This is a genomic window from Streptosporangium sp. NPDC002721 (assembly GCF_042888905.1).
Classification (GTDB): Bacteria; Actinomycetota; Actinomycetes; order Streptosporangiales; family Streptosporangiaceae; genus Streptosporangium.
On record NZ_JBIAQI010000009.1, the window covers coordinates 251,988 to 276,116 of the forward strand.

The 24,129-nt window shown below is 71.5% G+C and carries 21 protein-coding genes; 12 read left to right on the forward strand and 9 right to left on the reverse strand.

Annotation, left to right across the window (positions count from 1 at the left end):
- Positions 1 to 1,258 precede the first annotated feature (1,258 nt).
- The 4 genes from ACFYWM_RS14950 (at position 1,259) to ACFYWM_RS14965 (ending at position 5,869) form a co-directional block, all read left to right on the forward strand.
- Positions 1,259 to 2,533, forward strand: a complete 1,275-nt coding sequence (locus ACFYWM_RS14950) for a helix-turn-helix domain-containing protein (protein WP_389914447.1) — start codon at positions 1,259 to 1,261, stop codon at positions 2,531 to 2,533.
- An 89-nt stretch (positions 2,534 to 2,622) separates the two neighbouring features.
- Complete coding sequence (locus tag ACFYWM_RS14955; RefSeq protein ID WP_389914191.1) at positions 2,623 to 3,243, forward strand: copper resistance protein CopC; 621 nt, start codon at positions 2,623 to 2,625, stop codon at positions 3,241 to 3,243.
- Positions 3,240 to 5,282 carry a cytochrome c oxidase assembly protein gene (locus ACFYWM_RS14960; RefSeq protein WP_389914194.1) on the forward strand — a complete coding sequence of 681 codons (2,043 nt, stop codon included), beginning with the start codon at positions 3,240 to 3,242 and terminating at the stop codon, positions 5,280 to 5,282. The genes ACFYWM_RS14955 and ACFYWM_RS14960 overlap by 4 nt, the downstream gene beginning before the upstream one ends.
- A gap of 179 nt (positions 5,283 to 5,461) precedes the next feature.
- Entirely contained in the window at positions 5,462 to 5,869 is a 408-nt protein-coding gene (locus ACFYWM_RS14965; protein WP_389914197.1) for a sensor histidine kinase, read from the forward strand.
- A 75-nt stretch (positions 5,870 to 5,944) separates the two neighbouring features.
- Here ACFYWM_RS14965 and map read toward each other — a convergent pair whose 3' ends face one another.
- Complete coding sequence (gene map, locus ACFYWM_RS14970; protein ID WP_389914200.1) at positions 5,945 to 6,793, reverse strand: type I methionyl aminopeptidase; 849 nt, start codon at positions 6,791 to 6,793, stop codon at positions 5,945 to 5,947.
- A gap of 44 nt (positions 6,794 to 6,837) precedes the next feature.
- On the opposite strand from map, the gene ACFYWM_RS14975 reads away from it, so the two are divergent.
- A complete protein-coding gene (locus ACFYWM_RS14975; protein ID WP_389914203.1) occupies positions 6,838 to 7,020 on the forward strand; it encodes a hypothetical protein in 183 nt (60 codons plus the stop codon).
- A 129-nt stretch (positions 7,021 to 7,149) separates the two neighbouring features.
- Here ACFYWM_RS14975 and ACFYWM_RS14980 read toward each other — a convergent pair whose 3' ends face one another.
- Both ACFYWM_RS14980 and ACFYWM_RS14985 read right to left on the reverse strand, forming a co-directional pair.
- Positions 7,150 to 7,809 carry a cyclase family protein gene (locus ACFYWM_RS14980; protein WP_389914205.1) on the reverse strand — a complete coding sequence of 220 codons (660 nt, stop codon included), beginning with the start codon at positions 7,807 to 7,809 and terminating at the stop codon, positions 7,150 to 7,152.
- Positions 7,806 to 8,075 carry a hypothetical protein gene (locus ACFYWM_RS14985; protein ID WP_389914208.1) on the reverse strand — a complete coding sequence of 90 codons (270 nt, stop codon included), beginning with the start codon at positions 8,073 to 8,075 and terminating at the stop codon, positions 7,806 to 7,808. Before ACFYWM_RS14985 ends, ACFYWM_RS14980 begins: the two co-directional genes overlap by 4 nt.
- A 103-nt stretch (positions 8,076 to 8,178) precedes the next feature.
- On the opposite strand from ACFYWM_RS14985, the gene ACFYWM_RS14990 reads away from it, so the two are divergent.
- The gene (locus tag ACFYWM_RS14990) at positions 8,179 to 9,129 is read left to right on the forward strand and encodes a LysR family transcriptional regulator (protein ID WP_389914211.1); all 951 of its coding nucleotides are present in this window, start codon (positions 8,179 to 8,181) and stop codon (positions 9,127 to 9,129) included.
- Between the two features lie 202 nt (positions 9,130 to 9,331).
- Here the strand turns inward: ACFYWM_RS14990 and ACFYWM_RS14995 are convergent, their stop codons facing one another.
- The gene (locus ACFYWM_RS14995; RefSeq protein WP_389914214.1) at positions 9,332 to 9,910 is read right to left on the reverse strand and encodes a hypothetical protein; all 579 of its coding nucleotides are present in this window, start codon (positions 9,908 to 9,910) and stop codon (positions 9,332 to 9,334) included.
- 122 nt (positions 9,911 to 10,032) lie between these two features.
- On the opposite strand from ACFYWM_RS14995, the gene npdG reads away from it, so the two are divergent.
- The 3 genes from npdG (at position 10,033) to ACFYWM_RS15010 (ending at position 13,054) form a co-directional block, all read left to right on the forward strand.
- A complete protein-coding gene (gene npdG, locus ACFYWM_RS15000) occupies positions 10,033 to 10,698 on the forward strand; it encodes an NADPH-dependent F420 reductase (protein ID WP_389914216.1) in 666 nt (221 codons plus the stop codon).
- Positions 10,699 to 10,832: 134 nt separating this feature from the next.
- Positions 10,833 to 12,005, forward strand: a complete 1,173-nt coding sequence (locus ACFYWM_RS15005) for a trans-sulfuration enzyme family protein (RefSeq protein ID WP_389914219.1) — start codon at positions 10,833 to 10,835, stop codon at positions 12,003 to 12,005.
- Positions 12,006 to 12,142: 137 nt separating this feature from the next.
- Positions 12,143 to 13,054: a threonine/serine dehydratase gene (locus ACFYWM_RS15010; protein WP_389914222.1), complete on the forward strand. Its 912-nt coding sequence runs from the start codon at positions 12,143 to 12,145 to the stop codon at positions 13,052 to 13,054.
- A gap of 65 nt (positions 13,055 to 13,119) precedes the next feature.
- On the opposite strand, the gene panB is transcribed toward ACFYWM_RS15010, so the two are convergent.
- On the reverse strand, positions 13,120 to 13,965 hold the full coding sequence (gene panB, locus ACFYWM_RS15015) for a 3-methyl-2-oxobutanoate hydroxymethyltransferase (RefSeq protein ID WP_350970736.1): 846 nt from the start codon (positions 13,963 to 13,965) through the stop codon (positions 13,120 to 13,122).
- 297 nt (positions 13,966 to 14,262) lie between these two features.
- Here panB and ACFYWM_RS15020 point away from each other — a divergent pair, with 297 nt between their 5' ends.
- The 3 genes from ACFYWM_RS15020 (at position 14,263) to ACFYWM_RS15030 (ending at position 17,799) form a co-directional block, all read left to right on the forward strand.
- Entirely contained in the window at positions 14,263 to 15,465 is a 1,203-nt protein-coding gene (locus tag ACFYWM_RS15020) for an MFS transporter (protein ID WP_389914225.1), read from the forward strand.
- A gap of 137 nt (positions 15,466 to 15,602) precedes the next feature.
- Positions 15,603 to 17,165: an MFS transporter gene (locus ACFYWM_RS15025; protein ID WP_389914228.1), complete on the forward strand. Its 1,563-nt coding sequence runs from the start codon at positions 15,603 to 15,605 to the stop codon at positions 17,163 to 17,165.
- 7 nt (positions 17,166 to 17,172) lie between these two features.
- Positions 17,173 to 17,799 (forward strand): TetR/AcrR family transcriptional regulator, encoded by a 627-nt coding sequence (locus ACFYWM_RS15030; RefSeq protein ID WP_389914230.1) that lies wholly within the window; start codon positions 17,173 to 17,175, stop codon positions 17,797 to 17,799.
- 144 nt (positions 17,800 to 17,943) lie between these two features.
- Here ACFYWM_RS15030 and ACFYWM_RS15035 read toward each other — a convergent pair whose 3' ends face one another.
- The 4 genes from ACFYWM_RS15035 to ACFYWM_RS15050 form a co-directional block, all read right to left on the reverse strand.
- Positions 17,944 to 19,728 (reverse strand): NAD+ synthase, encoded by a 1,785-nt coding sequence (locus ACFYWM_RS15035; RefSeq protein ID WP_389914233.1) that lies wholly within the window; start codon positions 19,726 to 19,728, stop codon positions 17,944 to 17,946.
- Positions 19,729 to 20,111: 383 nt separating this feature from the next.
- Positions 20,112 to 20,447, reverse strand: coding sequence for a hypothetical protein (locus ACFYWM_RS15040; protein WP_389914236.1), 336 nt, complete (start codon positions 20,445 to 20,447; stop codon positions 20,112 to 20,114).
- Between the two features lie 559 nt (positions 20,448 to 21,006).
- Positions 21,007 to 21,945, reverse strand: a complete 939-nt coding sequence (locus ACFYWM_RS15045; RefSeq protein ID WP_389914239.1) for a TolB family protein — start codon at positions 21,943 to 21,945, stop codon at positions 21,007 to 21,009.
- Between the two features lie 60 nt (positions 21,946 to 22,005).
- Positions 22,006 to 24,129, reverse strand: a complete 2,124-nt coding sequence (locus ACFYWM_RS15050) for a histidine kinase (protein WP_389914242.1) — start codon at positions 24,127 to 24,129, stop codon at positions 22,006 to 22,008.

Below are 24,129 nucleotides of genomic sequence, written 5' to 3' on the forward strand. Positions count from 1 at the left end.
GTGCGCGCGGGCGATCGGCCGTCACCGTTGCGTGCGCGCGAGGGGGAGTCGCCCATCGATGTCGGTCCCTCCGTCCTGTCGTCCGGGCCGGTGGCGGCGGGGAGACGCTCGGAAAGGGCCTTTTACCGGGCCGGGCCCGGAGAGACGAAGCCCCGTCACCGGTCTCCACCGGCGGCTTTCCGGAATTCTCACCGCCCACTGTCGCAGGCGGGCCTAGAGATCATCTAGAGATGCCCGCGGGGGTTCGGGGGCGGGGGCGTACGCCGGCGCGGGGGGCCGAAACCCGGGAAGAGGCGGGCGGCCGGGGGTGCGCGGGCTAGTCGCATTCGTGGTTTTCCCGAAGAGGGATCGCGTTTCCCGCCCCCCGCGGATGGGCCGCATTACCGGTTTTTCGCGGACCGGCGTGGCCGAATGCTTTCTTTGTGTCCACGACAAATCAGCCGCCCGCCTTCTGAGAATCCGGCTGACCGCTTTAGGACATTGACTTGATGACGGGTTATTTCAATATATTTTCAGAGTAATAACTGGTTCGGAAAGCGGAGGCGGCCGGTGAAACGGGGCCCGTACGCCGACCGGCCTGCGGACCGGTCGGCGATGGAGATCGGACGGAAGGGCATGACACCGACGAGAGAGGCCGGGTGACCGTCACCGGCGCCCCGATCCGGGCCGTGTGGCCCGTGAGCCGTGACCTGCGATGAAGTCGTACATATGTAACGCGGATCATACACGTGTGTTCTTCCGGCCGGGATCCCCCGTGAAGAACAACGATCTTCGCGGAAGGGTTCGGACCCCGGCTCAGCCGTGATCGGCGGCACCGGCCTTCAGGAGCGCGGACGCCCCGGTGTTCGGTGATTCCGTCTCGCTGGGGCGTGCATGGCGGACGCCTGCACGCTCACACCGGTGCGAGGGCACCGGTTCCGCCGGGTGGAGCGGCTCGCTGGCTGAAAGCTCTCCACGGGAGGCGGGGCTCGTTTCGTTCCTTGTCCTTGGGGCGGGCTGATCCTTCGCTCAGCCCGCGTGTCCCCAGCCCAGCTCGGCCAGGGCGTTGATCGTCTGCAAAGAATACTTACCGGTGTCCTTCGGGGGGGCAGACGAATCAACACTCTCGGTCGTAGCATTGCCAGTGACGGCAAAAGTGGCCGTAAATAGCAAGGCGAGGGCAGACAAGGCAAGACGTCGGCGCACGGGGAGACTCCTGTCGTAGGTTCTGCTGCTCAAATGATATCTTTCAAGGGGTAACGTGACTGGTCAAGACTTGGTGGGGCAGCGCATCAAAACCGTCCGCCGGCAACGTGGTCTTTCTCAGGCGCAGCTCGCTCATCCAGAACTGTCGGACAGTTACGTCTCTCTGATCGAGAGTGGCAAGCGTACTCCGACCCCCGCGGTGCTGGAGCTTCTCGCCGAAAAGCTCGACTGTTCCCTGACCTATCTGATCAACGGCGTCACGGCCGAGCAGATGCAGGAGATCGAGCTCGCACAGAGATACGCGCAGATGGCCCTCGACAACGGTGAGATCGTCGAGGCGCGCACCCGCTACGCCGAGCTCCTCGCCGACAGCGGCCTGGCGGGCCTGCCCCAGCTGCGGCGGGACGTCGAATACGGCCTGGCCCTCGCGACCGAGGCCTGTGGCGATCTGGACCAGGCGATCGTCCTGCTCAACGGGCTGCGCGAGAACGACACCGCGGCCACGGACCCCGAGCGGCACATCGCGGTCGCCGTCGCGCTCTCGCGCTGCTACCGCGAGAAGGGGGACCTGGCCCGGGCGATGCAGGTCCCCGAGCAGATCCTCACCGGCGCGGTCCGGCCCGTCTGGACCGAGGGCCTCATGAGGCTGGGCATGCAGCTCCTCGCCGCCTACATCGACCGTGGCGACCTGCTGAGAGCCCGCCAGTTCTCCGCGGAGCTGATCGCCGCCGCCGAGCTCCTCGCCAGCCCGCTGGCGCTCACCCTGGCCCACTGGGAAGCCGCGATCGTCGCCATCGAGAAGGGGCACGCCGACGAGGCGGTCACGCACGCCGAGCGCGCCCTGGCCATCCAGTCCGAGCACGGCGACCCGTGGCGGCTGGCCCGGCTGCGCAACGACTACGCCCAGGTCATGCTGATCGCCCGGCCCATGGAGGCCAGGACCTGGCGCGACGTCCTGCTGAAGGTGGAGAAGGAGCTGGCGGAGAGCTCCACCAGCTCGATCGACAAGATGCGCTGCGCGATGAACCTCGTCCGGGTGGAGCTGCTGCTCGCCAGGCCCGACCGGGCCGAGGAGCACATGCGCTTCGTCTGCGACCTGCTCGACGGCATGCCCAAGGCCCTGCAGGCGGAGGCCCGCCTGCTGCACGGCGAGACCCTCGCGGCGCTGGGCATGCAGGCGGACGCCTCGCGGGAGCTGCTCATCGGGGCCGAATGCCTGGAGCAGGCGCCGGAGACCCGCTTCACCGCCCACGCCTGGCTGACCGCGGCCCGGGTCCTGGAGCGGATCGACGAGCCCGACCGCAGCGTCGACGCCTACAAGCGGGCGATGGCCTGCGTCGGGCTGTAGATCGGGACGGCGAGGGCGACCCGCGCGAGACCGTAGATCGGACAGGGGGGTCGAGACCGCGTGGTCACGTCGGTAGCCTTGAGGTTGCCATGAAGACTTCCCCTGTCGCGGTCGCCCTCGCGCTTCTCGTCGCCCTCGTCCTCGGTACGGCATTCGCCTCGCCCGCCCTCGCGCATGACCGGCTCAAGAGCAGCAACCCGGCCAAGGGCGCGAAGGTAGAGACCCTGGAGGAGGTGAAGCTGACGTTCAGCGCCACGGTGCGCTTCCCGAAGGTCGTCGTCCACGCCGGTGACGAGTCCTTCCAGGACGGCAAGGCCGCCGTCGACGGCCCCGTGGTCACCCAGAAGGTCAAGGCGGGCCTTCCTCCGGGCAGTTACGTCATCGCCTACCGCGTGGTGTCCTCCGACGGTCACCCGATCGAGGGGGAGATCCCCTTCACCCTGCTCGGCTCCGCCGAGCCCTCCCCGTCGGAGACCTCGGCGTCGTCGGAATCCCCGGCGTCCCCGGACCCCGCCGCGAGCACGGCCACCGCGGAAAGCCCCGCCGCGAGCACGCCGGTCGCCACGCTCGGCCCGGCCGCCGCAGCCGGGGAGTCCGGCGAGGGCGGCTCCTCGGGGGGCGTGCCCGGCTGGATGTGGATCGTCGTCGGCGGCCTGACCGGCGTCGGCATCGGCCTGTTCTTCAGCATGCGCGGCAGGAAGCAGCCATGAGCAAGACCGCGCGGGCCGCGCAGGCGGCACAGGTCGAGGCGCCGGGGAACGGCCGGGTCGTGAGGCTCGCCCTGGCCGGCACCGGGGCGGCCGTCGTCGCCCTGGTGGTCGCCATGATCGCCAGCGGTGCTGCGAGCCCGCGCATCATCCCCGGTCTGCCCGACCAGGGCGCGTTCACCCGCTGGGGACTCCCGCTGGCCAAGCTGGCGATGGACGCCGCGGGCGTGATCACCGTCGGCACGCTCCTGGCCGCCGCGATCCTCCTCCCCAGCGACAAGGGCCTGCTCGGCAAGTCCGCCCTCGACTACGTCAAGGCCGCCTCCTGGACCGCCCTCGCCTGGGCCGGGGCCGCCGCGGCCACGATGGTGTTCAGCCTCTCGGAGGCGCTCGGGCTGCCGGTGGCCGAGGTGCTCGGCGGCGACGAGCTCACCAGCTTCGCCAGCCAGGTCTCCCAGGGCATCTCGCTGACCCTGGTCATCCTGTTCTCGGTCGCGATCGCGCTCTTCGCCCGGGGGGCGATCACCGCCGGCGCGGCCGGCGGCCTGCTGGTCCTCGCCCTGGCCACCATGCTCCCGCCCGCGCTGACCGGCCACTCCTCCTCCTCGCCCAACCACGACCTGGCGACCACCGGCGTCGCCGTCCACCTGGTCGTCCTCGCCCTGTGGGTGGGCGGCCTCGGCGTGCTCTGCGCGCACGCGCTGCGCCGCCGGCCGCACCTGGAGATCGCCGCCGCCCGCTTCTCGGCCCTGGCGCTGTGGTGCTTCGTCGGGGTGGGGCTGTCCGGCCTCTTCAGCGTCATGGCCAGGCTCAGCGCGCTCTCCGAGCTGTTCACCTCCGCCTACGGCCTGCTGCTGGTGGCCAAGACCGTCGCGTTCGCGCTGCTCGGCGCCGTCGGCTGGTGGCACCGCAGGCGGACCCTGCCGCTGCTCGCGGCGGGCGGGTCCGGGACGTTCGTCCGCTTCGCCGCCGGCGAGGTCGTCGTCATGTTCGCGGCCGTCGGGCTGGCCGTCGCGCTGTCGCGCACCGCGCCGCCCCCGGCGGTCCTGCCCGTCGACCGGGCCTTCGAGGTGCTCGGCTACACCATGCCGCCAGAGATCTCGCTGGCCAACCTGGTCTCGCTGTGGTGGTTCGACCTGTTCTCCGGCACGCTCGTCGCCCTGCTGGCCGGCCTCTACCTCGCGGGTGTCGTACGGCTCGCCCGGCGGGGCGACTCCTGGTCCAAGGGCCGCACGGCCGCCTGGTTCACCGGCGTGCTGATCCTGCTGATCGCCACCCAGAGCGGTGTCGCCCGCTACGCCAAGGTGCTGTTCAGCGCGCACATGGCCGAGCACATGACGCTGTCGATGATGGTGCCGATCTTCCTCGTCCTCGGCGCGCCCGTCACCCTGGCGCTGCGCGCCCTGCGGCCCGCCGCCCGCAGGGGCGACCGGGGCCCCAGGGAGTGGCTGACGACGATCCTGCACAGCAGGTTCGTCCGCGTCATCGCCCATCCGGGGATCGCCACCGCGATCTTCATCGTCTCCACCTACGCCCTGTACTTCACGCCGCTGTTCGCCGCCGCGATGGAGGAGCACCTCGGCCACATCGTGATGACGGTGCACTTCCTGCTCAGCGGGTGCCTGTTCTTCTGGGTGATCATCGGTGTCGATCCCGCCCCCTACCGGCTGCCGCACGTGGCCCGGCTCATCCTGCTGTTCGTGACCATGCCCTTCCACGCGTTCTTCGGCATCGCGCTGATGAGCATGACCACCGTGCTGGCCTCCGACTGGTACGACCAGCTCGGCCGCACCTGGGGCGCGTCCGGGGTCGAGGACCAGCAGACCGGCGGCGCCATCGCCTGGGGGTTCGGCGAGATCCCGACCCTCATCGTGCTCCTCGCGCTGGCCTTCCAGTGGTGGCGCCACGACGATCGCGGGGCCCGCCGAGCCGACCGCCGCGCCGACGCCGTCGCGGCCCGCGACGGGGGGAGCGGCGACGCCCAGCTCGACGCCTACAATGACTACCTGGCCAAACTCAACAGGCGAGACGGCGCGGAGTAGCCGGACAGCTACGCCCTTCTATCTTCGAGCCCCCTCACGGACACCTCCCGGTAGCCTGTATTTCAGGGGGCTCGTGCTCACCGCAGCGGGTGCAGCGCTTTTTCGACCGCGCGCCACGCCCAGTCACACATCCGGTCGGGGGGCCGGTGGCTGCAATGTGCATCAGGAAGGTTGAGCCTGTGTCCAAAGAAGTGCGCGTACGCGAGGGCCGGAGCCTGGCCCAGGCGCTTGAAGAGCATCTCACCGAATGGGCCGAGCGCACCGGGATCGCCGTCGAGATCTGGGCGCTGCCCGCCCAGGACGTCCCGTCCGTGGTCGCCAGAGCCGTGCTGGCCACGCTCGGGGAGGCGCTGTCCAACGTCGAGCGGCACAGCGGCGCCCGGGTCGTCTCCGTCGCCGTCACCTTCGGGAGGGGCGGCCTGCGCATGACGGTGAGTGACAACGGCATCGGCTTCTTCGGGGAGGCGGGGGGCCGGGGCGTCGCCGCCATGCGCGCCCACCTCGAACGGCTCGGTGGCACGCTGGGCGTCAACGGCGTCCCCGGCGAGGGGACCACCGTCACCGGAGCGGTGTCCTGCCAGGACTAGCCGGGATCAGCGGCCCGTCGGCAGGACGTCGCGGTCTTCCCAGGTCATGAGCGTGATCGCGGAGCGGGCCGGGGCTCAGGGAAGGGTCAGGATCTCGTGGCCGGTCTCGGTCACCAGGATGGTGTGCTCGAACTGGGCGGTCCGCATGCGGTCCTTGGTGACGGCGGTCCAGCCGTCGGACCAGATGTCGTAGTCGATGGTGCCGAGCGTCAGCATCGGCTCGATCGTGAACGTCATGCCCGGCTCCAGCGTGACCGCCAGTGACGGGTCGTCGTAGTGGGGGACGATCAGGCCCGAGTGGAACGTGGTGCCGATGCCGTGGCCGGTGAAGTCGCGGACCACGCCGTAGCCGAACCGCTTGGCGTAGGCCTCGATCACACGACCGGCCACGTTGAGCTGGCGGCCGGGGGCGATGGCCTTGATGGCCCGGTTGGTGGCCTCGCGGGTGCGCTCGACCAGCAGGCGCGACTCCTCGTCGACGTCGCCGACCAGGAAGGTCGCGTCGGTGTCGCCGTGCACGCCGCCGATGAAGGCGGTGATGTCGACGTTGACGATGTCGCCGTCGCGCAGCACGGTGTCGTCCGGGATGCCGTGGCAGATCACCTCGTTGATCGAGGTGCACAGCGACTTGGGGTATCCGCGGTAGCCGAGCGTGCTGGGATAGGCGCCGTGGTCGCAGAGGAACTCGTGGCCGATCCGGTCGAGCTCGTCGGTGGTGACGCCGGGGGCCACGTGCCTGCCGACCTCCTCGAGCGCCTGGGCCGCCAGCCTGCCCGCGACCCGCATCCGTTCGATGATCTCAGGGGTCTTGACGTCGGCCTCCCCGGTCTTCGGGGACTTCTTCCCGACGTACTCCGGCCGCTGGATGTGAGAGGGCACCTTGCGGATGGGAGAGATCCGCCCGGGCTGGAGCAGTGTGGTCATGGTCCCCCAGTCTAGTTGTGCTTCTCACTGGGCAGTATTGCCGCATGAGTGATCAATGGTGGTTCTGCCTGACGCACATGGCCGTCGAACCCGACGACGGATGCCCGAACAAGGACCGGATGGGCCCCTACCCGTCCCGGGAGGCCGCGTCGGCCGCGCTGAAGACCGCGGCCGACCGGAACGAGGAGTGGAGGAAGAACGACCGCGCCTGGGACGGGGACGACTGAGGTCACCTGCCGGTCACCGGCCGGCCGCGAGCCGGTGCCGACCGGTGCCGGTCGTCCACGACGGTGTACGCGTGGACGGGGAAGGTCGTTAGCCGTCCACGACGGTGTGCGTGCTGACCGGGAGGGTCGCTAGCCGTCCACGACGGCGTACGCGCGGACCGGGAAGGTGCCCAGGCCGGCCAGCAGCGGTGGCGCGGCGTGGAGGCGGAACCCGCTGCCGGGCAGCGCGGCCAGCCCCGTCATGTGCTCCACGATCGGGATGCCCGCCCCGAGCAGCAGCGTGTGCGCGGGCCGCTCGCCGCGGGGCGGGGTGTCGTCGATGTTGAGGCTGTCGATGCCGACGAGCGCGGGCCCCCGCTCCGCGAGCCAGCGGGCCGCCTCCGGTTCGAGGTAGGGGTGGCCGTGGAAGTACTTCTCGGTGCCGAAGTGCCGGTCCCAGCCGGTGTGCAGGAGCACGGCCCGGCCGCGCACGTCCAGCCCGGCGAACCGGTCGAGCCCCACCGAGGACGCCCCCTCGGCCCGTACGACCAGGCCGGGAAGGTCGGCGAGCGACTCCAGCGGCACCTCCGACAGGTCGGGTCCCTGCGGGTAGCGGTGGTAGGGAGTGTCGAGGTAGGTGCCGGTGTTGGCGACCAGCTCGACGCTGCCGATGTGGAACTCCGTGCCCGGGGCGTAGACCTCCCGCGAGGCCTCCCGGCTCAGGTGCACGCCCAGGCGGGGTCCGGGGACGCCGGGGTAGGTGGTCATCCCCTCGGTGATGCGGTGGCTCAGCTCGACCAGCCGGGTCACGGTGCGCTCACCTCCTTGCGCCTGGCGCGGGCCCCGGCCATCCTGGCGATCGCGACGAGGCCGATCACGCCCCAGACGACGTTGAGGATCGCCGAGGGCCAGGCCGCGAGGTAGGCCGTGTTGACCATCAGGGCGACCGCCCCGGTGAGGTTGATCACCTGGTAGGGCAGGCCGTCGCCGGACATTCTGGACATTGACACCATGGCGTACCCGTACAGCATGAGGGCGGCGCCGGCCCAGCCGAGCAGGTTGACGAAGAGGGACACCGGATCACGCGTCCGACGGGGAGAAGCTCATGCCCCCATGATTTCCACTCCTCTCACTGAAGGGCAAATAAAGTTTTCTTAATATCCACGTAAGCTGAGCTGCATGGATATCGATCCCCGGCGGCTTCGGGTGCTCCACGAGGTCGCCCGTCGCGGCGGTGTCATGCGCGCGGCGGAGGCGCTCCACCTGACGGCCTCGGCGGTCTCGCAGCAGCTCGCGCTCCTGGAGCGGGAGGTCGGGCTCTCCCTCATCGACAGGTCGCAGCGCCGGGTCGCCCTCACCCCCGCGGGCCGGGTCCTCGCCGGATACGCCGAGCGCGTCGAGGAGGAGCTGGGCGAGGCGAGGCGGGAGCTGATCCGCTTCACCGAGCGGCTGGCCGGGCCGGTGGCGATCGCCGCCTTCCCCACGGTCATCCGGCACCTGCTGGTGCCCGCGCTGGGCAGGCTGGCCGAGCGCCACCCCCAGATCACACCGCGAATCCAGGAGCTGTACGGGGCGCCCGCGCTGCGGGAGCTCCGTCTCGGCGGGGTCGACCTCGCCCTCACCGAGCAGGACGCCGACAAGAGCGACACGACCGTCGCGGCGCAGCAGTCCATCGCCTCCCACTCCCTCTACGTGGACGAGTACCGCATCGTGGCCCCGCCGGGCTGGGCGGAGGTCCCGCGGGAGGTCGCGGACCTGGCGGGGGTGCCCTGGATCGCCGGGCCGCCCGACCAGGCATGCGGCCACGCCCTGGAGCGGCTCGCCGCCCTGCACGGGTTCACCCCGCGCCGGGTGCACATGATCCAGGAGTTCCCGCCCACGCTCGCCCTGGTCGCGGCGGGGCACGGGGTGGCGATCGTGCCGTCGCTGGCCCTGCTCGACGTCCCGGAGGGAGAGGTCGTCGTCACCGGCATCACCAACGTGGGCGCCAGGAAGCTGGACGCGGTGACCCGCCTCAGCCGTACCCGCTCGGGTGAGCCCGACCCGGTGCAGGCCGTGGTCATCGCGGCGCTCAGGGAGGCGGCCGAGGAGCTGTCGGGACGGATCGGAGCGCGCTGGAACGCCTCATAGCCGCACCGGGCCGTCGGTTGCCCGGTCAGGTAGACGACCCGGCGTACCGGGTCGGTTGCCCGGTCAGGCCGGTGACCCGGTGAGATCCGGTCGGTGAGTGGCCGGTCGGTGGTTCGAGGGTCTGGTCGGCGAGTGGCGGGTGGGTGGCGGGCCGGTGGTTCGAGGGGCCGGTCGATGAGTGGCCGGCGAGGGAGGCGAGGGCCTAGTCGGTGACCTGGGGGCCGCTGATCCGGTCCAGGAGCCTGGCCAGGCGGTCACGCAGGCCGGGACGGCGGCCGATCTCGCCCGCGGCCATGCTCACCAGGTGCTGGGCCCCGTCGAAGGAGAACGGAGCCCGCTGCGGGACGGTCAGCGCGTCGTGGGCCAGACCCTTCAGGTCCGGGTCGCCGCCGTCCAGGGCCAGGATCGTGGTGCCGGTCCTGCGTGCGTCGCTCACCCGTTCCAGCAGCGCCTCGGGGGCGCGTTCCTCGGCCACCACGAACAGCGTCTCGCCCCGCCGGGCCCGCTCGATCCGCTCCAGCCCTACCCGCAGGTGCGCGGGCGCCCCGGGAGCCGGGGCCCAGCGGACCAGCGTCGGGGAGAGCTGGGGCATCCCGGAGAACCTGGCCTCGTCGCTCAGGTGCGCGGTCAGGTGCCAGGGCTCCTCGCGGGGCGTGCCGACCAGCAGCAGCCCGCCGGGGGAGCGCGTCGCGCGCAGGGCGAGGCCCAGCTCGCGGGTCCGTTCCACCCAGCCGGTCGAGGCCAGGACCTCGCGCAGCAGCGTCACCGATCCAGCGTCCATCGCACCATCGTGCCTCAGACACCCCGCGCCGATCAGGGAAACACGGCCCTGAGATGATCTGGACAGGCGATATGGTCGACGGAGTCCGGCCCTGAGCGACCGGGGACGATGAGGAGCGGCGAGTGAGCACTGACATTCCGGACGTGAGCAAGGTCTCGATCGGGATCCTGGGCGGGACCGGCGACCAGGGCAAGGGCCTGGCCCGGCGGTTCGCCCTCGCCGGGCACACCGTGCTGATCGGCTCGCGGAGCGCGGAACGGGCTCAGGCGGTGGCGGAGAGCGTCGGCGGATCGGTGCGCGGCGCCGACAACGCGACCGTGGCGGCCGAGGCCGACGTGGTGATCGTGGCCATCCCCTGGGACGGGCACCGCTCGACGCTGGAGTCCCTCCGTTCCGAGCTGGCCGGGAAGATCGTCGTCGACTGCGTCAACCCGCTCGGCTTCGACAAGCAGGGCGCCTACGCGCTGCCGGTCGAGGAGGGCAGCGCCGCCCAGCAGGCGGCCGCCGTCCTGCCCGACAGCCGGGTGGTCGCCGCCTTCCACCACGTCTCGGCCGTCCTGCTGCTGGATCCCGAGGTCGCGGAGATCACCCTGGACGTGCTCGTGGCGGGTGACGACCGCGAGGCCACCGACACCGTCCAGGCGCTGGCTGCCCGCATCCCCGGCGTGCGCGGCGTGTACGCGGGCCGCCTGCGCAACGCCCACCAGGTCGAGGCGCTGACCGCCAACCTCATCTCGATCAACCGCCGCTACAAGGCCCACGCGGGCCTGCGCGTCACCGACATCTAGCGTTCGGCGGGGCCCTCGGCCGCGTCGCCGCGCCGCCTCGCCGATGGTCTTTTGAGCGGATCCGGCCCTGGAAGCAGGCCAATCTTGCCGGATTGGATCTGACAAACAGCTCGTTAAACGGACATCCTTGTCGTATGACTGATTTTCGTCCGGAGACCCGCACCGTCCACCTGCCCCAACCGCCTCTGAACGGCAGCCACCCCATCACGGTGCCGCTCTACCAGACCTCCGGGTTCGTCTTCGACGACCCGGCCGTTTTCGCCGACGGGATGGGCCGCCCGGACGGGGCCTTCGTCTACGGGCGGCTGTCGAACCCGACGGTCCGCTCCCTGGAGGAGGCCGTCGCCGGCCTGGAGGGCGGCGTCGGCGCCGTGGCGACCGGCTCCGGGATGGGCGCCATCAACTCCGTACTGTTCGGGCTGCTGGAGCCCGGCGACCACCTGATCGCGCAGAAGCCGCTCTACGGCGGCACCGCCTCGACGATCAACGACCTGGCGGCGCGGTTCGGGATCTCGGTCTCCTACGTCCCCGAGGACGACCCGGCGGCGCTGCGCGCGGCCGTACGGCCGGAGACGAAGCTCGTCTACCTGGAGACCATCGCCAACCCGGTGACCCAGGTCGCCGACCTGCCGGGCATGTGCGCCGCGGCCCGCGAGGCCGGGCTGGTCTCGGTGGTCGACAACACCTTCGCCTCCCCGATCCTGTGCAGGCCGATCGAGCACGGCGCCGACATCGTGGTGCACTCCACGACCAAGTACCTGAGCGGGCACACCGACGTGCTCGGCGGGATCGCCGTCTTCGCCTCCGAGGAGCTGTACCGCAAGGTGTGGTCCTTCAGCACCAAGCTGGGCGCCACCGCGGACCCGTTCGCAGCCTGGCTCACCCTGCGCGGCATCCAGACCCTGCCGTTGCGGATGGAGCGTCACTGCTCCAACACCCGCGAGCTGGCCACCCGCCTGGACGCCCACCCCGCCGTCTCCGTCGTGCACTGGCCCGGACTGCCCTCGCACCCCTCGTACGACCTGGCGGCCAAGCTCCTGCCCGACTTCGGGGGGGTCTTCTCCTTCGACCTGGCCGGCGGGCGGGAGGCGGGGGAGCGGTTCATGAGCTCGGTGAAACTGGCCCTGCTGGCCCCGTCCCTCGGCGGTGTCGAGACGCTCATCCTGCACCCCGCGACCACCTCCCACCGCTCCCTGACGGCCGAGGAGCTCGCCCGGCACGGGATCGGTGAGGGAACCGTGCGGGTGGCGGTCGGCATCGAGCACGTCGAGGACCTGTGGGCCGACTTCGAGCAGGCGCTCGCCTGACGCCGTCGCGAGCGCGGCCCGGGGTTGTCTCCTACACTGCGGCGCGGGGCCGCCCGCGAGGCCGGACGGCCGCCTCCGGACGATTTCCGGATCGCCTCCGGATCACTTCCGGGTCGTTTACTGGGGAGGGAGCACGCGTGAGCGTGTCGATCGAGGACGTGGAGCGGGCCGCCGGGCGCATCGCAGGGCACGTCCTGCGCACACCGGTGGTCGAGGTGTCGCCGGGGCTGTTCCTGAAACTGGAGGGGCTGCAGCGCTCGGGGTCGTTCAAGGCGCGCGGGGGCTTCAACCGCGCCCTGGCCTCGGAGGCGATCCCCGAGGCCGGGCTGATCGCGGCGAGCGGGGGCAACCACGGCTTGGCGGTGGCGTACGTGGCGCGCGATCTCGGCGTCCGGGCGGAGATCTTCGTGCCGACGGTGGCCAGCCCGGTGAAGGTCGCCGGGCTGCGCGCGCTGGGCGCGCGGGTGACCCAGGTCGGAGCCGTCTACGCCGACGCGTACGAGGCCTCGGTCAAGCGCGCGGCCGAGACCGGTGCCCTGGACGTCCACGCCTACGACCAGGCCGAGGTGGTGGCGGGGCAGGGCACGCTCGGCCTGGAGGTCCTGGAGCAGACCGGGGGAGTCGACACGGTCGTCGTCGCGGTCGGCGGGGGCGGGCTCGTGGCCGGGATCACCGTCGCCCTCGGCGGCCGGGCCCGCGTGGTCGCCGTCGAGCCCGAGCTCATCCCGACCCTGCACCGGGCCCTGGAGGCGGGCGGACCGGTCGGCGTCGAGGTCTCGGGCGTGGGGGCCGACGCGCTGGGCGCCAGCCGGGCGGGCGAGCTCGCCTACGAGATCACGAGCGCGGCGGGGGTACGGAGCCTCCTGGTCCCCGACGAGGCCATCGTCGAGGCGCGGCGCGAGCTGTGGCGGGAGCACAGGATCGCCGCCGAGCACGCGGGCGCCGCGGCGTACGCGGCCCTGCTGTCCGGCGTGTACGTCCCGGCCCCCGGCGAGCGGGTGGCCGTCGTCGTGTGCGGCGCCAACACCGACCCCGCCACGCTCGCCTGACTTTTGATACAGGCCGCCCCGGTGCCGCCAGGTTCTCCTGGAGCGGCACCGGGGGGCCGGCCGGTTCAGCGGTAGCTGTGCTCGGCGGTGGGGAAGGCGCCGGTCGACACCTCGTCGGCGAAGCTGCGCACGGCCCTGTCCATCTCGTGGGCGAGGTCGAAGTACTTCTTGACGAACTTGGCGGGGCTGGCGGTCAGGCCCATCAGGTCCTGCCAGACGAGGACCTGCGCGTCGGTGCCGGGCCCGGCGCCGATGCCGATGGTGGGGATCGACAGGGACGCGGTGACCCGCTCGGCCAGGTCGGTGGGGACGCACTCCAGGACCACCGAGAACGCGCCGGCGTACTCCAGGTCCTTGGCGTCGGCCATCAGCTCGTCGCCCGACTGGCCGCGGCCCTGCACGCGGTAGCCGCCGAGCGCGTTGACCGACTGGGGGGTGAGGCCCAGGTGGGCCATCACCGGGATGCCGGCCGAGACCAGGGCCTCGACCTGGGGGAGCACCCGCCGCCCGCCCTCGAGCTTGACCGCGTGGGCCCCGGCCTCCTTCATGAAGCGGGCGGCCGTCTCCAGGGCCTGCTGGGGAGAGGACTGGTAGGAACCGAACGGCAGGTCGGCCACGACCATCGCGCGGGAGGAGCCGCGGACCACGGCCGCCGTCAGGGGCATGAGATCGTCCACCGACACGGGAAGCGTCGAGTCGTACCCGTACACGACCATGGCGGCCGAGTCGCCGACGAGCAGCACGGGGATGCCGGCCTCGTCGAAGACCCTGGCGGTCATCGCGTCGTACGCGGTGACCATCGGCCAGCGCTCGCCGCGCTCCTTGGCGGCGGCGACGTCGCGCACGGTGATCCTTCGTCCAGCCTGGCCGCCGTAGAGAGAGGTCGGCCGGTTGGTGACGGAAGAGGACATGGGACCTCCAGTGAAAGTCTCGAGGCGCCCCTGTGGCGTCCCCGGACGGTTTCGATGATTGCACGCGTACGACAGGTTCAACAGACCCGATCGGCGTGGTAATCCAATGGGTGGGTACGGGTGGTATGTCACGCATTCATCCCTTTAGTCCACCCGGCACGTGCCCTCGGTCCGGTGACGGAACGTGAGCGGCCGGTACGTCCGGGCGGTGGACGGCAGGCGGGGCCTCGGGCGGTAATCCGGTGGCGGGAGTGCTACGGGTGTACGGCACAATGCTCGCGGAGGTAAGTAATCACAATGGCTTTGGAACCTTACCGTCGCCTGCTCGCGATCCCGGGTGTGCGGTCGTTGCTGCTGGTGGGACTGGTCGCCCGCATCCCCTCGACCGCGATCGCCATCACGCTGACGATGCACGTCGTCGACCCCAGCGGCCTTAAGCTCGGCTTCGCCGCGGCCGGTCTGGTGACCATGGCGAGCACGGTGGGGATGGCGGTCGGCTCGCCGCTGGCCGGGAGGTTCGTCGACAGCCACGGCCTGCGCCCGGTGCTGGTGGTCACCACGCTCGCCCAGCTCGCCTTCTGGTCCACCGCGTGGGCGATGCCGTTCCCCGTGCTGCTCGCGGCCTCGGTGCCCGCGGGCCTGCTCAGCCTCCCGGTGTTCAGCGTGATCAGGCAGTGCCTCACGGCGCTGGTCCCGGTCGAGCAGCGCAGGATGGGCTTCTCCCTCGACTCCATGATCGTGGAACTGTCCTACATGGCCGGTCCCGCCCTGGCGGTCGCGGGGGTGACCCTCCTGGGCAGCGTGCCCACCATGGGCGTCGTCGCGGTCGGCCTGGTCGCCTCGGGGGTGGCCCTGATCGTGCTGAACCCGCCCGTCCGCTCGGACGAGGAGCTCCAGGAGCCGGTGGTGAAGGTCCCGCGGCGCCGGTGGCTCACCCCGGGCATGCTCGGGCTGCTCGGCACGGTCGTCGCCGCGACCTTCATCCTGGCCGCCACCGAGCTGTCCCTGGTCGCGACGATGACGCGGGACGGCGACACCGGGTGGGTCGGGCTGGCGATCGGCCTGTGGTGCGCCTACTCGCTGATCGGCGGTTTCGTGTACGGCATGCTGCCCCGTGGGGTGTCGCCGCTGATCCTGATCGGTGCCATGGGTGTGCTCACCATTCCCGTCGGGCTGGTCGGCGGCGACTGGCACTGGCTGGTCCTGGCCCTGCTGCCGGCCGGGGTGCTGTGCGCCCCCGCGCTCTCCTCCACGATCGAGACCGTGACCCGCTGGGTGCCCGCCGGGGCCCGTGGCGAGGCGATGGGCCTGCACGGCACGGCGCTGCTGATCGGCGCCGGTTCCGCGGCGCCCATCGCGGGTGTGATCATCGACGGCCCCGGCCCCGGCTGGGCCTTCGCCACCGCGGGCCTGGTCGGCGTGGTGATGGTGCTGGTCGCCCTGCCGTTCTGGCGGCGCACCGCGAGCGCGGTCGAGGAATCCGTGCCGGTGGCCGCCTGACCTCGGCCGTACCCGATCGGGGGCGTGTCCGGGGGAGAGGCATGTCGCGATAAATACGAAACGATACGGTTGCGTATCGCAATGATCAGCGCTACGGTGGTGTTTCGAAACACAAGCGTATCGAATACGGGGCCTTCGTGGAACAACAGCTCGGTCACCCCCGGCGGTGGCAGATCCTGGGAGTGCTGGTCTTCAGCCTCCTGGCGGTCGTGCTCGACAACACCATCCTCAACGTCGCACTGAAGACGATCGCCGACCCCGAGGTGGGCCTGGGGGCCACCCAGAGTCAGCTGGAATGGGCGATCAACTCCTACACGCTCGTGTTCGCGGGCCTGCTGTTCACCTTCGGGGTGATCGGCGACCGCACCGGGCGCAAGCGCATGCTCATGGTCGGCATGGTCCTCTTCGGCCTGGCCTCGCTGGCCAGCGCCTACGCCCAGGACCCCACGCAGCTGATCGTCGCCCGCGCGTTCATGGGCATCGGCGGCGCCGCGATCATGCCGGCCACGCTGGCGATCATCTCCAACGTCTTCCCCCCGCAGGAGCGCGGCAAGGCGATCGGCGTCTGGGCCGGCGGTGTGGGCCTGGCCGTCGCGATCGGCCCGATCACCGGCGGCCTGCTCATCGAGCACTTCTGGTGGGGCTCGGTCTTCCTGGTCAACCTGCCGATCGTGCTGGTCAGCATGGTGCTCATCCGCCTGGTCGTGCCCGAGTCGCGCGACCCCAAGCCCTCCAGGCTCGACCCGGTCGGCGTGGTCCTCTCCATCGTCGGCCTCGTCGCCGTCACCTACGGCATCATCCGGGGCGGGGAACTGGCCACGATCGCCAGCGCCGAGGTGCTCGTCCCGACCATTCTCGGCATCGTCGTGCTCGCCGCCTTCGTCTGGTACGAGCGCCGCATCGAGCACCCGGCCTTCGACGTCCGCTACTTCCGCGACCCGCGCTTCGCCACCGCGGTCGGCATGATCGGCATCGTGTTCTTCGCGATGATGGGCGCGATGTTCTTCCTGGTCTTCTACCTGCAGATCGTGCTGGGCTTCAGCGCGCTGCAGGCGGGCGCCCTGATGATCCCCTTCGCCGCCGCGCAGCTGATCTTCGCGCCGCTGAGCCAGCAGATGGCCGCCCGCTTCGGCGGCAAGCTGAGCGCCACCGTCAGCATGATCGTCGTGGCCGCCGCGCTGGCCTCCTACTCGCTGATGGACCACGACACCCCGATCGTCCTGCTGGAGATCGTGTTCTTCGTCCAGGGCGCGGCGATGGCCAACATCATGCCCCCGGCGACCACCGCGATCATGGAGGCGCTTCCCCGCGAGAAGGCCGGCGTCGGCTCGGCCATGAGCAACACCGTCCGCCAGGTGGCCGGCGCGCTCGGCGTCGCGCTTCTCGGCTCGCTGCTCTCGGCCACCTACCGCGACCAGATCGCCCCCACCCTGACCGGCCTGCCCGACCAGCTCAGGCACCTGGCGGGGGAGTCGCTGACCGGCACGCTGGGCGTGGCCCAGGGCCTCGGCGCCCGGGGCGCGGCGCTGATCGAACCGGCCAAGCTCGCCTTCGTCGAGGGCATGCACGTCACCGCCCTCGTCTCCGCGGTCATCGCGCTGGCCGGAGCCCTGATGGTGTTCAGGTGGCTGCCCGGCAAGCCCTCCAAGGCGCCCGCCCTGGAGGAGATCGCTCCGGACAAGGAACCGGCGGTAGTGTAGGAACGCCATGACGACCACCGACGAGACTCAGGCGGCCGGGGCCCAGAGCCCCCGCCCCGCGGGCCGCCCCCGCAGCGCCAGGGCGGAGAAGGCCATCATCGACGCGACCCTCGACCTGGTCGGGGAGGGCGTCGGTCTCTCCGAGCTGTCGATCGAGGCGATCGCGGCTCGCGCGGGGGTCGGCAAGACCACGATCTACCGGCGCTGGTCGAACAAGGAAGACCTGCTCGTCGACGCCCTGGCCACCCTCAAGACGCCGCTGCCCCCGGTCGAGGGCGTCTCGGTCCGCGAGGGTCTGATCGTCTACGCGCGGGTGTTCCTGCACGACGCGTGCGACGCGCGCAGGCGCTGCGTGATGAACATCGCGATGAACGAGGCCGAGAGGCACCCCCGCCTGGTGGAGCGCGTCCGCCAGGCGACCATCGAGCCGCGCAGGGCGGCGATCACCGCCCTGCTGCGGCGCGGCGTCGCCACCGGCGAGCTGCGGGCCGGCCTCGACGTCCCCATCGCGATGGCCAACCTGGTCGGCACCGTCATGTGGTACATCCGCACCGAGGGCGTCGCCGAGGACGCCGACTCCTCCGACCTGGCCGAGCGGATCGTCGACCACCTCCTGGCGGGCCTCGGCCCCTGAGCCTTCTCCCGTACGGCTGCCCGGGGGCCTCCCACGCGGGTGGCGTCACGGATCTCGTCGCGAAACCCCGGCACCGGACGCCGGGGTTTCGGCGTTTCGCGTACCTCCTCGTCGGATCCACCGCGGGAGGTGACGGTCCGGGGGTCAGGTGGTGGTCTCGCGCCAGCGGTTGGTGATGGGGAGGCGGCGGTCGCGGCCGAAGTTCTTGGGGGTGATCTTCGGGCCCGGGGGATACTGGCGCCGCTTGTACTCGGCCAGGTCGACCAGGCGGATCACCCGGGCGACCAGGGCCGGGTCGTGTCCGGCGGCGACGAGTTCGGCGGAGCCCATGTCCTTCTCGACGTAGTCGCCCAGCAGCCGGTCCAGGACGTCGTACTCGGGCAGGGAGTCGGTGTCGCGCTGGTCGGGGCGGAGCTCCGCGCTGGGCTCCTTCTCGATCGAGCGCTCCGGGATCGGCGGCACCGCGAAACCGTGCAGGAAGTCGCCCGACCGGCCCGCCTGGGCGTTGCGCCAGTGCGACAGGTCCCAGACCAGGGTCTTGAGCACGTCCTTGATGGGCGCGAAGCCGCCCGCGGAGTCGCCGTAGAGGGTGGAGTATCCGGTGGCCAGCTCGCTCTTGTTGCCGGTGGTGAGGACGAGGTGGCCGTGCTCGTTGGACAGGCCCATCAGGATCATGCCGCGCACCCGGGCCTGGAGGTTCTCCGCGGCCAGCCCGGAGAGCTCGATCTCCTTCTCGAAGCCGCTCACGATGTCGGCGATCGGCACGGTCGCGGCGTTGACCCCCTGCCGGTCGACCAGCTCCCGGGCGTCGCTCACCGAGTGGTCCGAGGAGTAGCGGGAGGGCATCAGCACCACGTGCACCCGGTCGGGGCCGACGGCGTCGGAGGCGATCGTGGCGGTGAGCGCCGAGTCGATGCCGCCGGACAGGCCGAGGACGACCGACCGGAAGCCGTTCTTGGCGACGTAGTCGCGGACCGCGAGGACCAGTGCCGAGTAGATCTCGGCGGTGTCGTCGAGCTGCTCGGCGATCGCGGGGACCTGTGGCTCGTACGGCTCGACGGGGCGGGCCGACAGCTCCAGCCGTTCCACCGTGATCACGGTGCCGTCCCCGGCGTCCACCTGGAAGGTGCCGAGCCCTCCGTACCTGGCCTCGGGCAGCTCCAGGTCGGTGATGAGCAGCTCCTCGGAGAAGCGCGCCGCGCGCGAGACCAGCTCGCCGGAGGCGGAGACGACCAGCGAGTCACCGTCGAACACCAGCTCGTCCTGGCCGCCGACCTGGTTGACATAGGCGAGGGCGCATCCGGCCTCGCGGGCGCGCCTGGCCACCAGCGCCAGGCGTACGTCGTCCTTCTCCTTCTCGTACGGGGAGGCGTTCGGCACCACCAGCAGCCCGGCCCCGGCCTCGGCCACCACCGCGACGGGGCCGCCCTCCTGCCAGAGGTCCTCGCAGACCGCGATCGCCACGTCGACGCCGTGCAGCCGGAAGATCGGCATGCGGTCACCGCGGACGAAGTAGCGGTACTCGTCGAAGACGCCGTAGTTCGGCAGGTGGTGTTTGGCGGTCCTGACGACCACCTGTCCCCGGTGCAGCAGCGCGGCCGCGTCGAGCGGGGCGCCCTTGGGCTGGCCGACGCGCGGGGCGAGCCTCGCGCGGTCCACGTAGCCGACCACCACGGGGATCTCGCCGAGCCCCGCCTCGTCCAGCCGTCGCGCGGCCTCCTCGATCGCGGCGATCGACGCCTCCACGAACGAGGCGCGCAGCACGAGGTCCTCGACGGGATACCCGGTCAGGAACATCTCGCTGAAGACGACCAGGTGCGCGCCGCGGCCGGCGGCGCGGCGGGTCCACTCGACGAGCCTGTCCGTGTTGGCCGCCAGGTCACCGACGGCGGGATTGGTCTGGGCCAGGGCGATGCGGAGTTGAGCCACACGGCCATCCTATTGGGGCGTGTTCCGAGCCCGCCGTTCAGGTGATCCCTCCCCGGCCCCCGGGCGGACGGGCGCGGACGCGGCCCTGAGGCGATCTCCGCCGCCGGGCGCTCCCGGCGGGGGTCTCGCCTCGCTCTCCGGTCTTTCGCCTCTTTCGCCGGTACGTCGAGTGCGCGTGTGGAGATGGGGCCGGGCTTTCCGGCCGGTGGCGCGGGCGGGCGTGAAGCCCCCCGTGGGACCGAGGTCGCGAGCGACCGTCCCGCGCGGGAGGCTTCACCTCTCCTTCGGTGTGCCCGTCCCGCTCCGTTCTCAGCGTGGCGGTGCCGCCTGATCACGGTCGCGGGACGTGGCGGTGCTCGCCGGTGCTCGCCGGTGACGTGTCCCTAGTTCGACGTCCAGCAGAAGCGGGCGAATCCGGAGTCGAAGCCGTCCAGCCAGCCCCTGTCGTAGTCGCTGGGCGGCCCGGCGAAGCTTCTCGCCCTCCTGCGGCAGTCCTGTGCGGCTGCCCGGTAGCCGTCCCGGTAGCCCTGCCAGTAGCCCCTCGGGTCCTCCGCCGAGGTGCTCGGGCTCGGGTCCACGGCCGCCTTCTTCGGAGTGCTCGTCGTCACGGTCTGCTCGGGGTCCGGCGTGGCCGAGGCGGACGAGAACGAGACCGATCCCAGGGCGAGGGCGGCGAGCAGTGCCGGGCCGAGCACGATCAGTTGTCGCTTGCCATCCATGCTTTCCTCCTTTGTCCGGGCCGCGAGCGAGACTCGCTCGACGGCCGTTATTAGGGGGAAAGATATAAGGTAATTCGTTCGGACTAAAGGACCGAACTGCTCATTTGCGTATTTTCGCGGTAAGTTAAGAAGGGTCTGATTTTACCTATTTTTTGTTCATTTCGGTAATTTTCGAGAAAATGTAGTTTCTCGCTGGGTGTAGGTATTCGTCGATGCGCGGAACGTAAAAGCCCGGCGAGATCCGGGTCTGATCGGCGGCCTGGCGGGAGGGTGTCCGGCCTGGGTGGGCCGCATGACCGGTGTTCCGGGGTCGCCGTGGAGGCCTTCATAGGCCGGTGAGAGTCTCCGGTTCTGGAAGGTTCTGGAAGGTTCTGGGGTTTTGTGGCTTTTGTCGGATGGTCCGTTCCGTACGTGAGGAACCACGCCGAATCGGCGGGAATTCGACAGGGGTCACCGGACCCTGCAAGGCGATTATTGGGCGAAATAAGCTTATATTTTGTGTCATTGGCCGACGGTGATTCCCGGCCGGCCGGAGAACTCCCGCCGGCCGGGGAACCCGTCAGCCGATGACCCCGACCAGCCCGAGGTTCCTCACCTTGGCGGGCTCGGTCACCCGCTGGATCTCCTTGCCCGCGCGGGAGAGGACCACGATCGTGTTGGCGGTCGTGCCCTTGACGCGGACCGCCAGGCGGCCGTCGCTCAGGTAGCGCGCGCCCAGCAGCCGTCCCCTGACCGGGACGGCGACCTTAGCGCCCGTCCTGGTGTCATAGATGGACGGGGTGAACGACAGGGGCCAGGAACCGTCGCCGCCCGGGGCGTTCGCGCCGACGGTGTTGACCACCACCCGGCGGCCGTCGGGCGACAGGCTCTCCACGTGGCCGGCGCGCTTGACGCCCGGGACGCGCTTGGAGGTCCGCGACCCGGTGTCCAGGAGGTGGACGCCGTTGGTGTCGCCCGTGTATCCGGCGAGGGTCCTGCCGTCGGCCGACCAGGTCAGGTGGCAGACGCCGAGGGTCCTCCCCGCGTCGGACCGGCCCCCGCCGTCGGCGCCGACCACGGCCACCGCCGCCGCGTCGGACGTGCCCTTCACCGGGTAGGCGATCCGCTTGCCGTCGGCGGTCCAGGCGGGGGTCAGGCAGGGGCCGCCGTAGGCGGCGTTCCTGGCGACCACCTTGTCCGGGCCGGACCCGGAGGCCGATGTGACGCGCAGCCGGTTCCTGTCGTCGATCCAGGCGACCCTCCGGCCGTCGGGCGCGACCGCGAACTGGCCCGCGAAGGCTCCGCCGCCGACCTTCAGGCCGCTGGTCCGGCCTCCCCGGTGGGTCTGCACCTCGATGCCGCCTCCCGCGTGGCGGAAGTAGACGGCGCCGGAGACCGGGGCCGTCCCGTACGCGACTCCGGTGCTCCCGGTGCTCCCGGTGGATCCGGCGAGTGCGGGAGTGGTGGTGGCGGCCGTCAGGGCGAGCGCGGCGCCGGCGGTCAGGGCCCAGTGCTTCAAGGGGGATCTCCTCGGGTGAATTCCGTACGGCTGGTTAGAGCCCCGAGGGGACGAAAAGGTTTACAGGCGGCCCGCTACGACCGGTGCGGCCGGGAGCGGCAGCACGGCCTCCACGACCGTCCCGCCCCCCGGGGCCGCCTCGATCACGCAGGTACCGCCCAGCTCGGCGGCCCGCTCGCGCATGGAGAGCAGCCCGATCCCCGAGCGCGGCCCCGAGGGCAGCCCGCCCCCGTCGTCCTGGACGCGTACCACCAGCGACTCCCCGCGCCGCAGCGAGATCACCGCGGAGCTGGCCCCCGCGTGCTTGCGGACGTTGGTGAGCCCCTCCTGCGCGATGCGGTACGCGGCCACCTCGGCCGCCGCGGGCAGGTCCGACAGGTCGCCCTCGGTCTCCACCGCGACCCGCGGCGTGCCCTCCTGGGCCAGCGCCCGCACGGCCCCCGCCAGGCCGAGCTCGTCGAGGGTGGGCGGGCGCAGGCCGTACACCAGTTCCCTGATCTCCTCGCTGACCGCGTCCATGCCGCCGCGCAGTTCGAGCAGGAGCCTGTCCGCCGAGGCGGGGGCGGTGCGCAGGCTGATCCTGGCCATGTTGATCGACATGGCCATGTCGGTCAGCGCGTGGCCGAGCCCGTCGTGCAGGTCCCTGCGCAGGCGGCGGCGCTCCTCCTCGCGGGCGGTGAGGATGCGCTCCCGGGAGCGCTGCAGGTCGGCGGTCATCCGCACGGCGTGCGCCACGTCGGCGACGTACGGGACGGCCGCCGCGATCAGGCGGCCGTTGTGCGCGGCGGCGAACCTGCGGGGGCCGGGGGAGCCCAGGAGCAGCCGCCCGACCGGCTCGCCGTGCCAGACCAGCGGCACCTGGCGCGGCGCCGGGCCCAGCAGGCCGACCTGGACCTGCCTGGAGCCGGGCTCGTAGACCTCGACGGCGACGCCGGTGACGCTCAGCCCGTCCTTGACCACCGAGGCGACGGCGGCGAGCGCGTTGGCCGGCTCGGTCTCGCGGACCTCCCTGGCCAGGCGCGCGGCGAGCGCCTGAGGGTCGCCCTGCGTGCCGTACATGAGCCGGTCGACCAGGCTCCTGAGCCGGTGCCGGAGCGGGTGGAAGATCACCCCGGCGAGCAGGGCCGCCACCAGGCCGCCGATCCGGTCGTACCCCGACAGGGCGAGCCCGGCGACCGCGCCGACCGCGTAGATGACGCTGACCGCGGCGATCAGCCCGGCGGCGACGAAGGCGCGGCTGACCACCGTGTCGATGCCGTAGAGCCGGTAGCGCAGCACCGAGAAGACGATGGCCACCGGGATCAGCCCGGTCCAGATCGTGCCGGCCAGCCACCAGCGCGGTCCGGCGAGCAGGAAGGCGACGTAGACGGCGAACGCGAAGACCGGCCAGGCGATCTGGCGGCGCAGCTCGGGGCCGGCCCGGCGGAAGCGCAGCACTATGGACACCAGTGCCAGGACCGCGAGGACCGAGACCAGGGAGGCGGTCACCTCGCGCGCCGCCATGTTGTAGGGGGCGAGGAAGTCCACCACGAGCGGGTTGGGGATGACCCGCGGCCAGGGGTAGATCGCCGGGTCGGGGTCCGGGCGGGTGAAATTCAGGAACAGGTTCGTCGAGAACACGACCACGCCGGCCGCGACCAGCGGCCGCCACCGCCGCGAGGGCAGCCGCCCGTCGGGGGAGTACAGCGGGAACAGGATCGCCAGCAGGAAGCCGCCGACCCCCTTCCCCGTGACCATGCTCAGGCGGAGGTACCCGGCGGACTCCATGTCGCCCGCCGCGGCGAAGGTGAACATCGCCGCCTCGGAGAACGCGTTGACCGCGCACATCAGGCCGCCCGCGCACATCAGCCACGCCGTGGCCGGACGCGCGCGGTGGGCCAGCAGGAAGGCGCCCACCACCGGGAACGTCAGTCCCGCCGCGAGGTCGGGCGTGGCCGGCTGCTCCGGCCGCCACTCGGGCGGCAGGTCGACGCGCAGCACGAGGCCGACCACGGTGAGCCCGACCGAGAGGACCGCCATCGTGACGGCGGCGAGCCGCAGCGGGGAGCGCAACAGCCCGCGGACGAGCGAGGTGGCGGGCCAGGCGGGGGCGTCCTCGGTGACGGTGACCGCGTCGACGACCCGCCTGGGCACGCCGCCGGTGCCGTCGAGCGTCCGGCTGCCTTCGCGTGGCCGCAGGGACAT

Coding starts and splice junctions, on each gene's coding strand:
- ACFYWM_RS14955 (WP_389914191.1), top strand. CDS start 2,623: ATGAAGACTTCCCCTGTCGCGGTCGCCCTCGCGCTTCTCGTCGCCCTC.
- ACFYWM_RS14960 (WP_389914194.1), top strand. CDS start 3,240: ATGAGCAAGACCGCGCGGGCCGCGCAGGCGGCACAGGTCGAGGCGCCG.
- map (WP_389914200.1), bottom strand. CDS start 6,793: ATGACCACACTGCTCCAGCCCGGGCGGATCTCTCCCATCCGCAAGGTG.
- ACFYWM_RS14975 (WP_389914203.1), top strand. CDS start 6,838: ATGAGTGATCAATGGTGGTTCTGCCTGACGCACATGGCCGTCGAACCC.
- ACFYWM_RS14990 (WP_389914211.1), top strand. CDS start 8,179: ATGGATATCGATCCCCGGCGGCTTCGGGTGCTCCACGAGGTCGCCCGT.
- ACFYWM_RS14995 (WP_389914214.1), bottom strand. CDS start 9,910: ATGGACGCTGGATCGGTGACGCTGCTGCGCGAGGTCCTGGCCTCGACC.
- ACFYWM_RS15005 (WP_389914219.1), top strand. CDS start 10,833: ATGACTGATTTTCGTCCGGAGACCCGCACCGTCCACCTGCCCCAACCG.
- panB (WP_350970736.1), bottom strand. CDS start 13,965: ATGTCCTCTTCCGTCACCAACCGGCCGACCTCTCTCTACGGCGGCCAG.
- ACFYWM_RS15020 (WP_389914225.1), top strand. CDS start 14,263: ATGGCTTTGGAACCTTACCGTCGCCTGCTCGCGATCCCGGGTGTGCGG.
- ACFYWM_RS15030 (WP_389914230.1), top strand. CDS start 17,173: ATGACGACCACCGACGAGACTCAGGCGGCCGGGGCCCAGAGCCCCCGC.
- ACFYWM_RS15040 (WP_389914236.1), bottom strand. CDS start 20,447: ATGGATGGCAAGCGACAACTGATCGTGCTCGGCCCGGCACTGCTCGCC.
- ACFYWM_RS15050 (WP_389914242.1), bottom strand. CDS start 24,129: ATGTCCCTGCGGCCACGCGAAGGCAGCCGGACGCTCGACGGCACCGGC.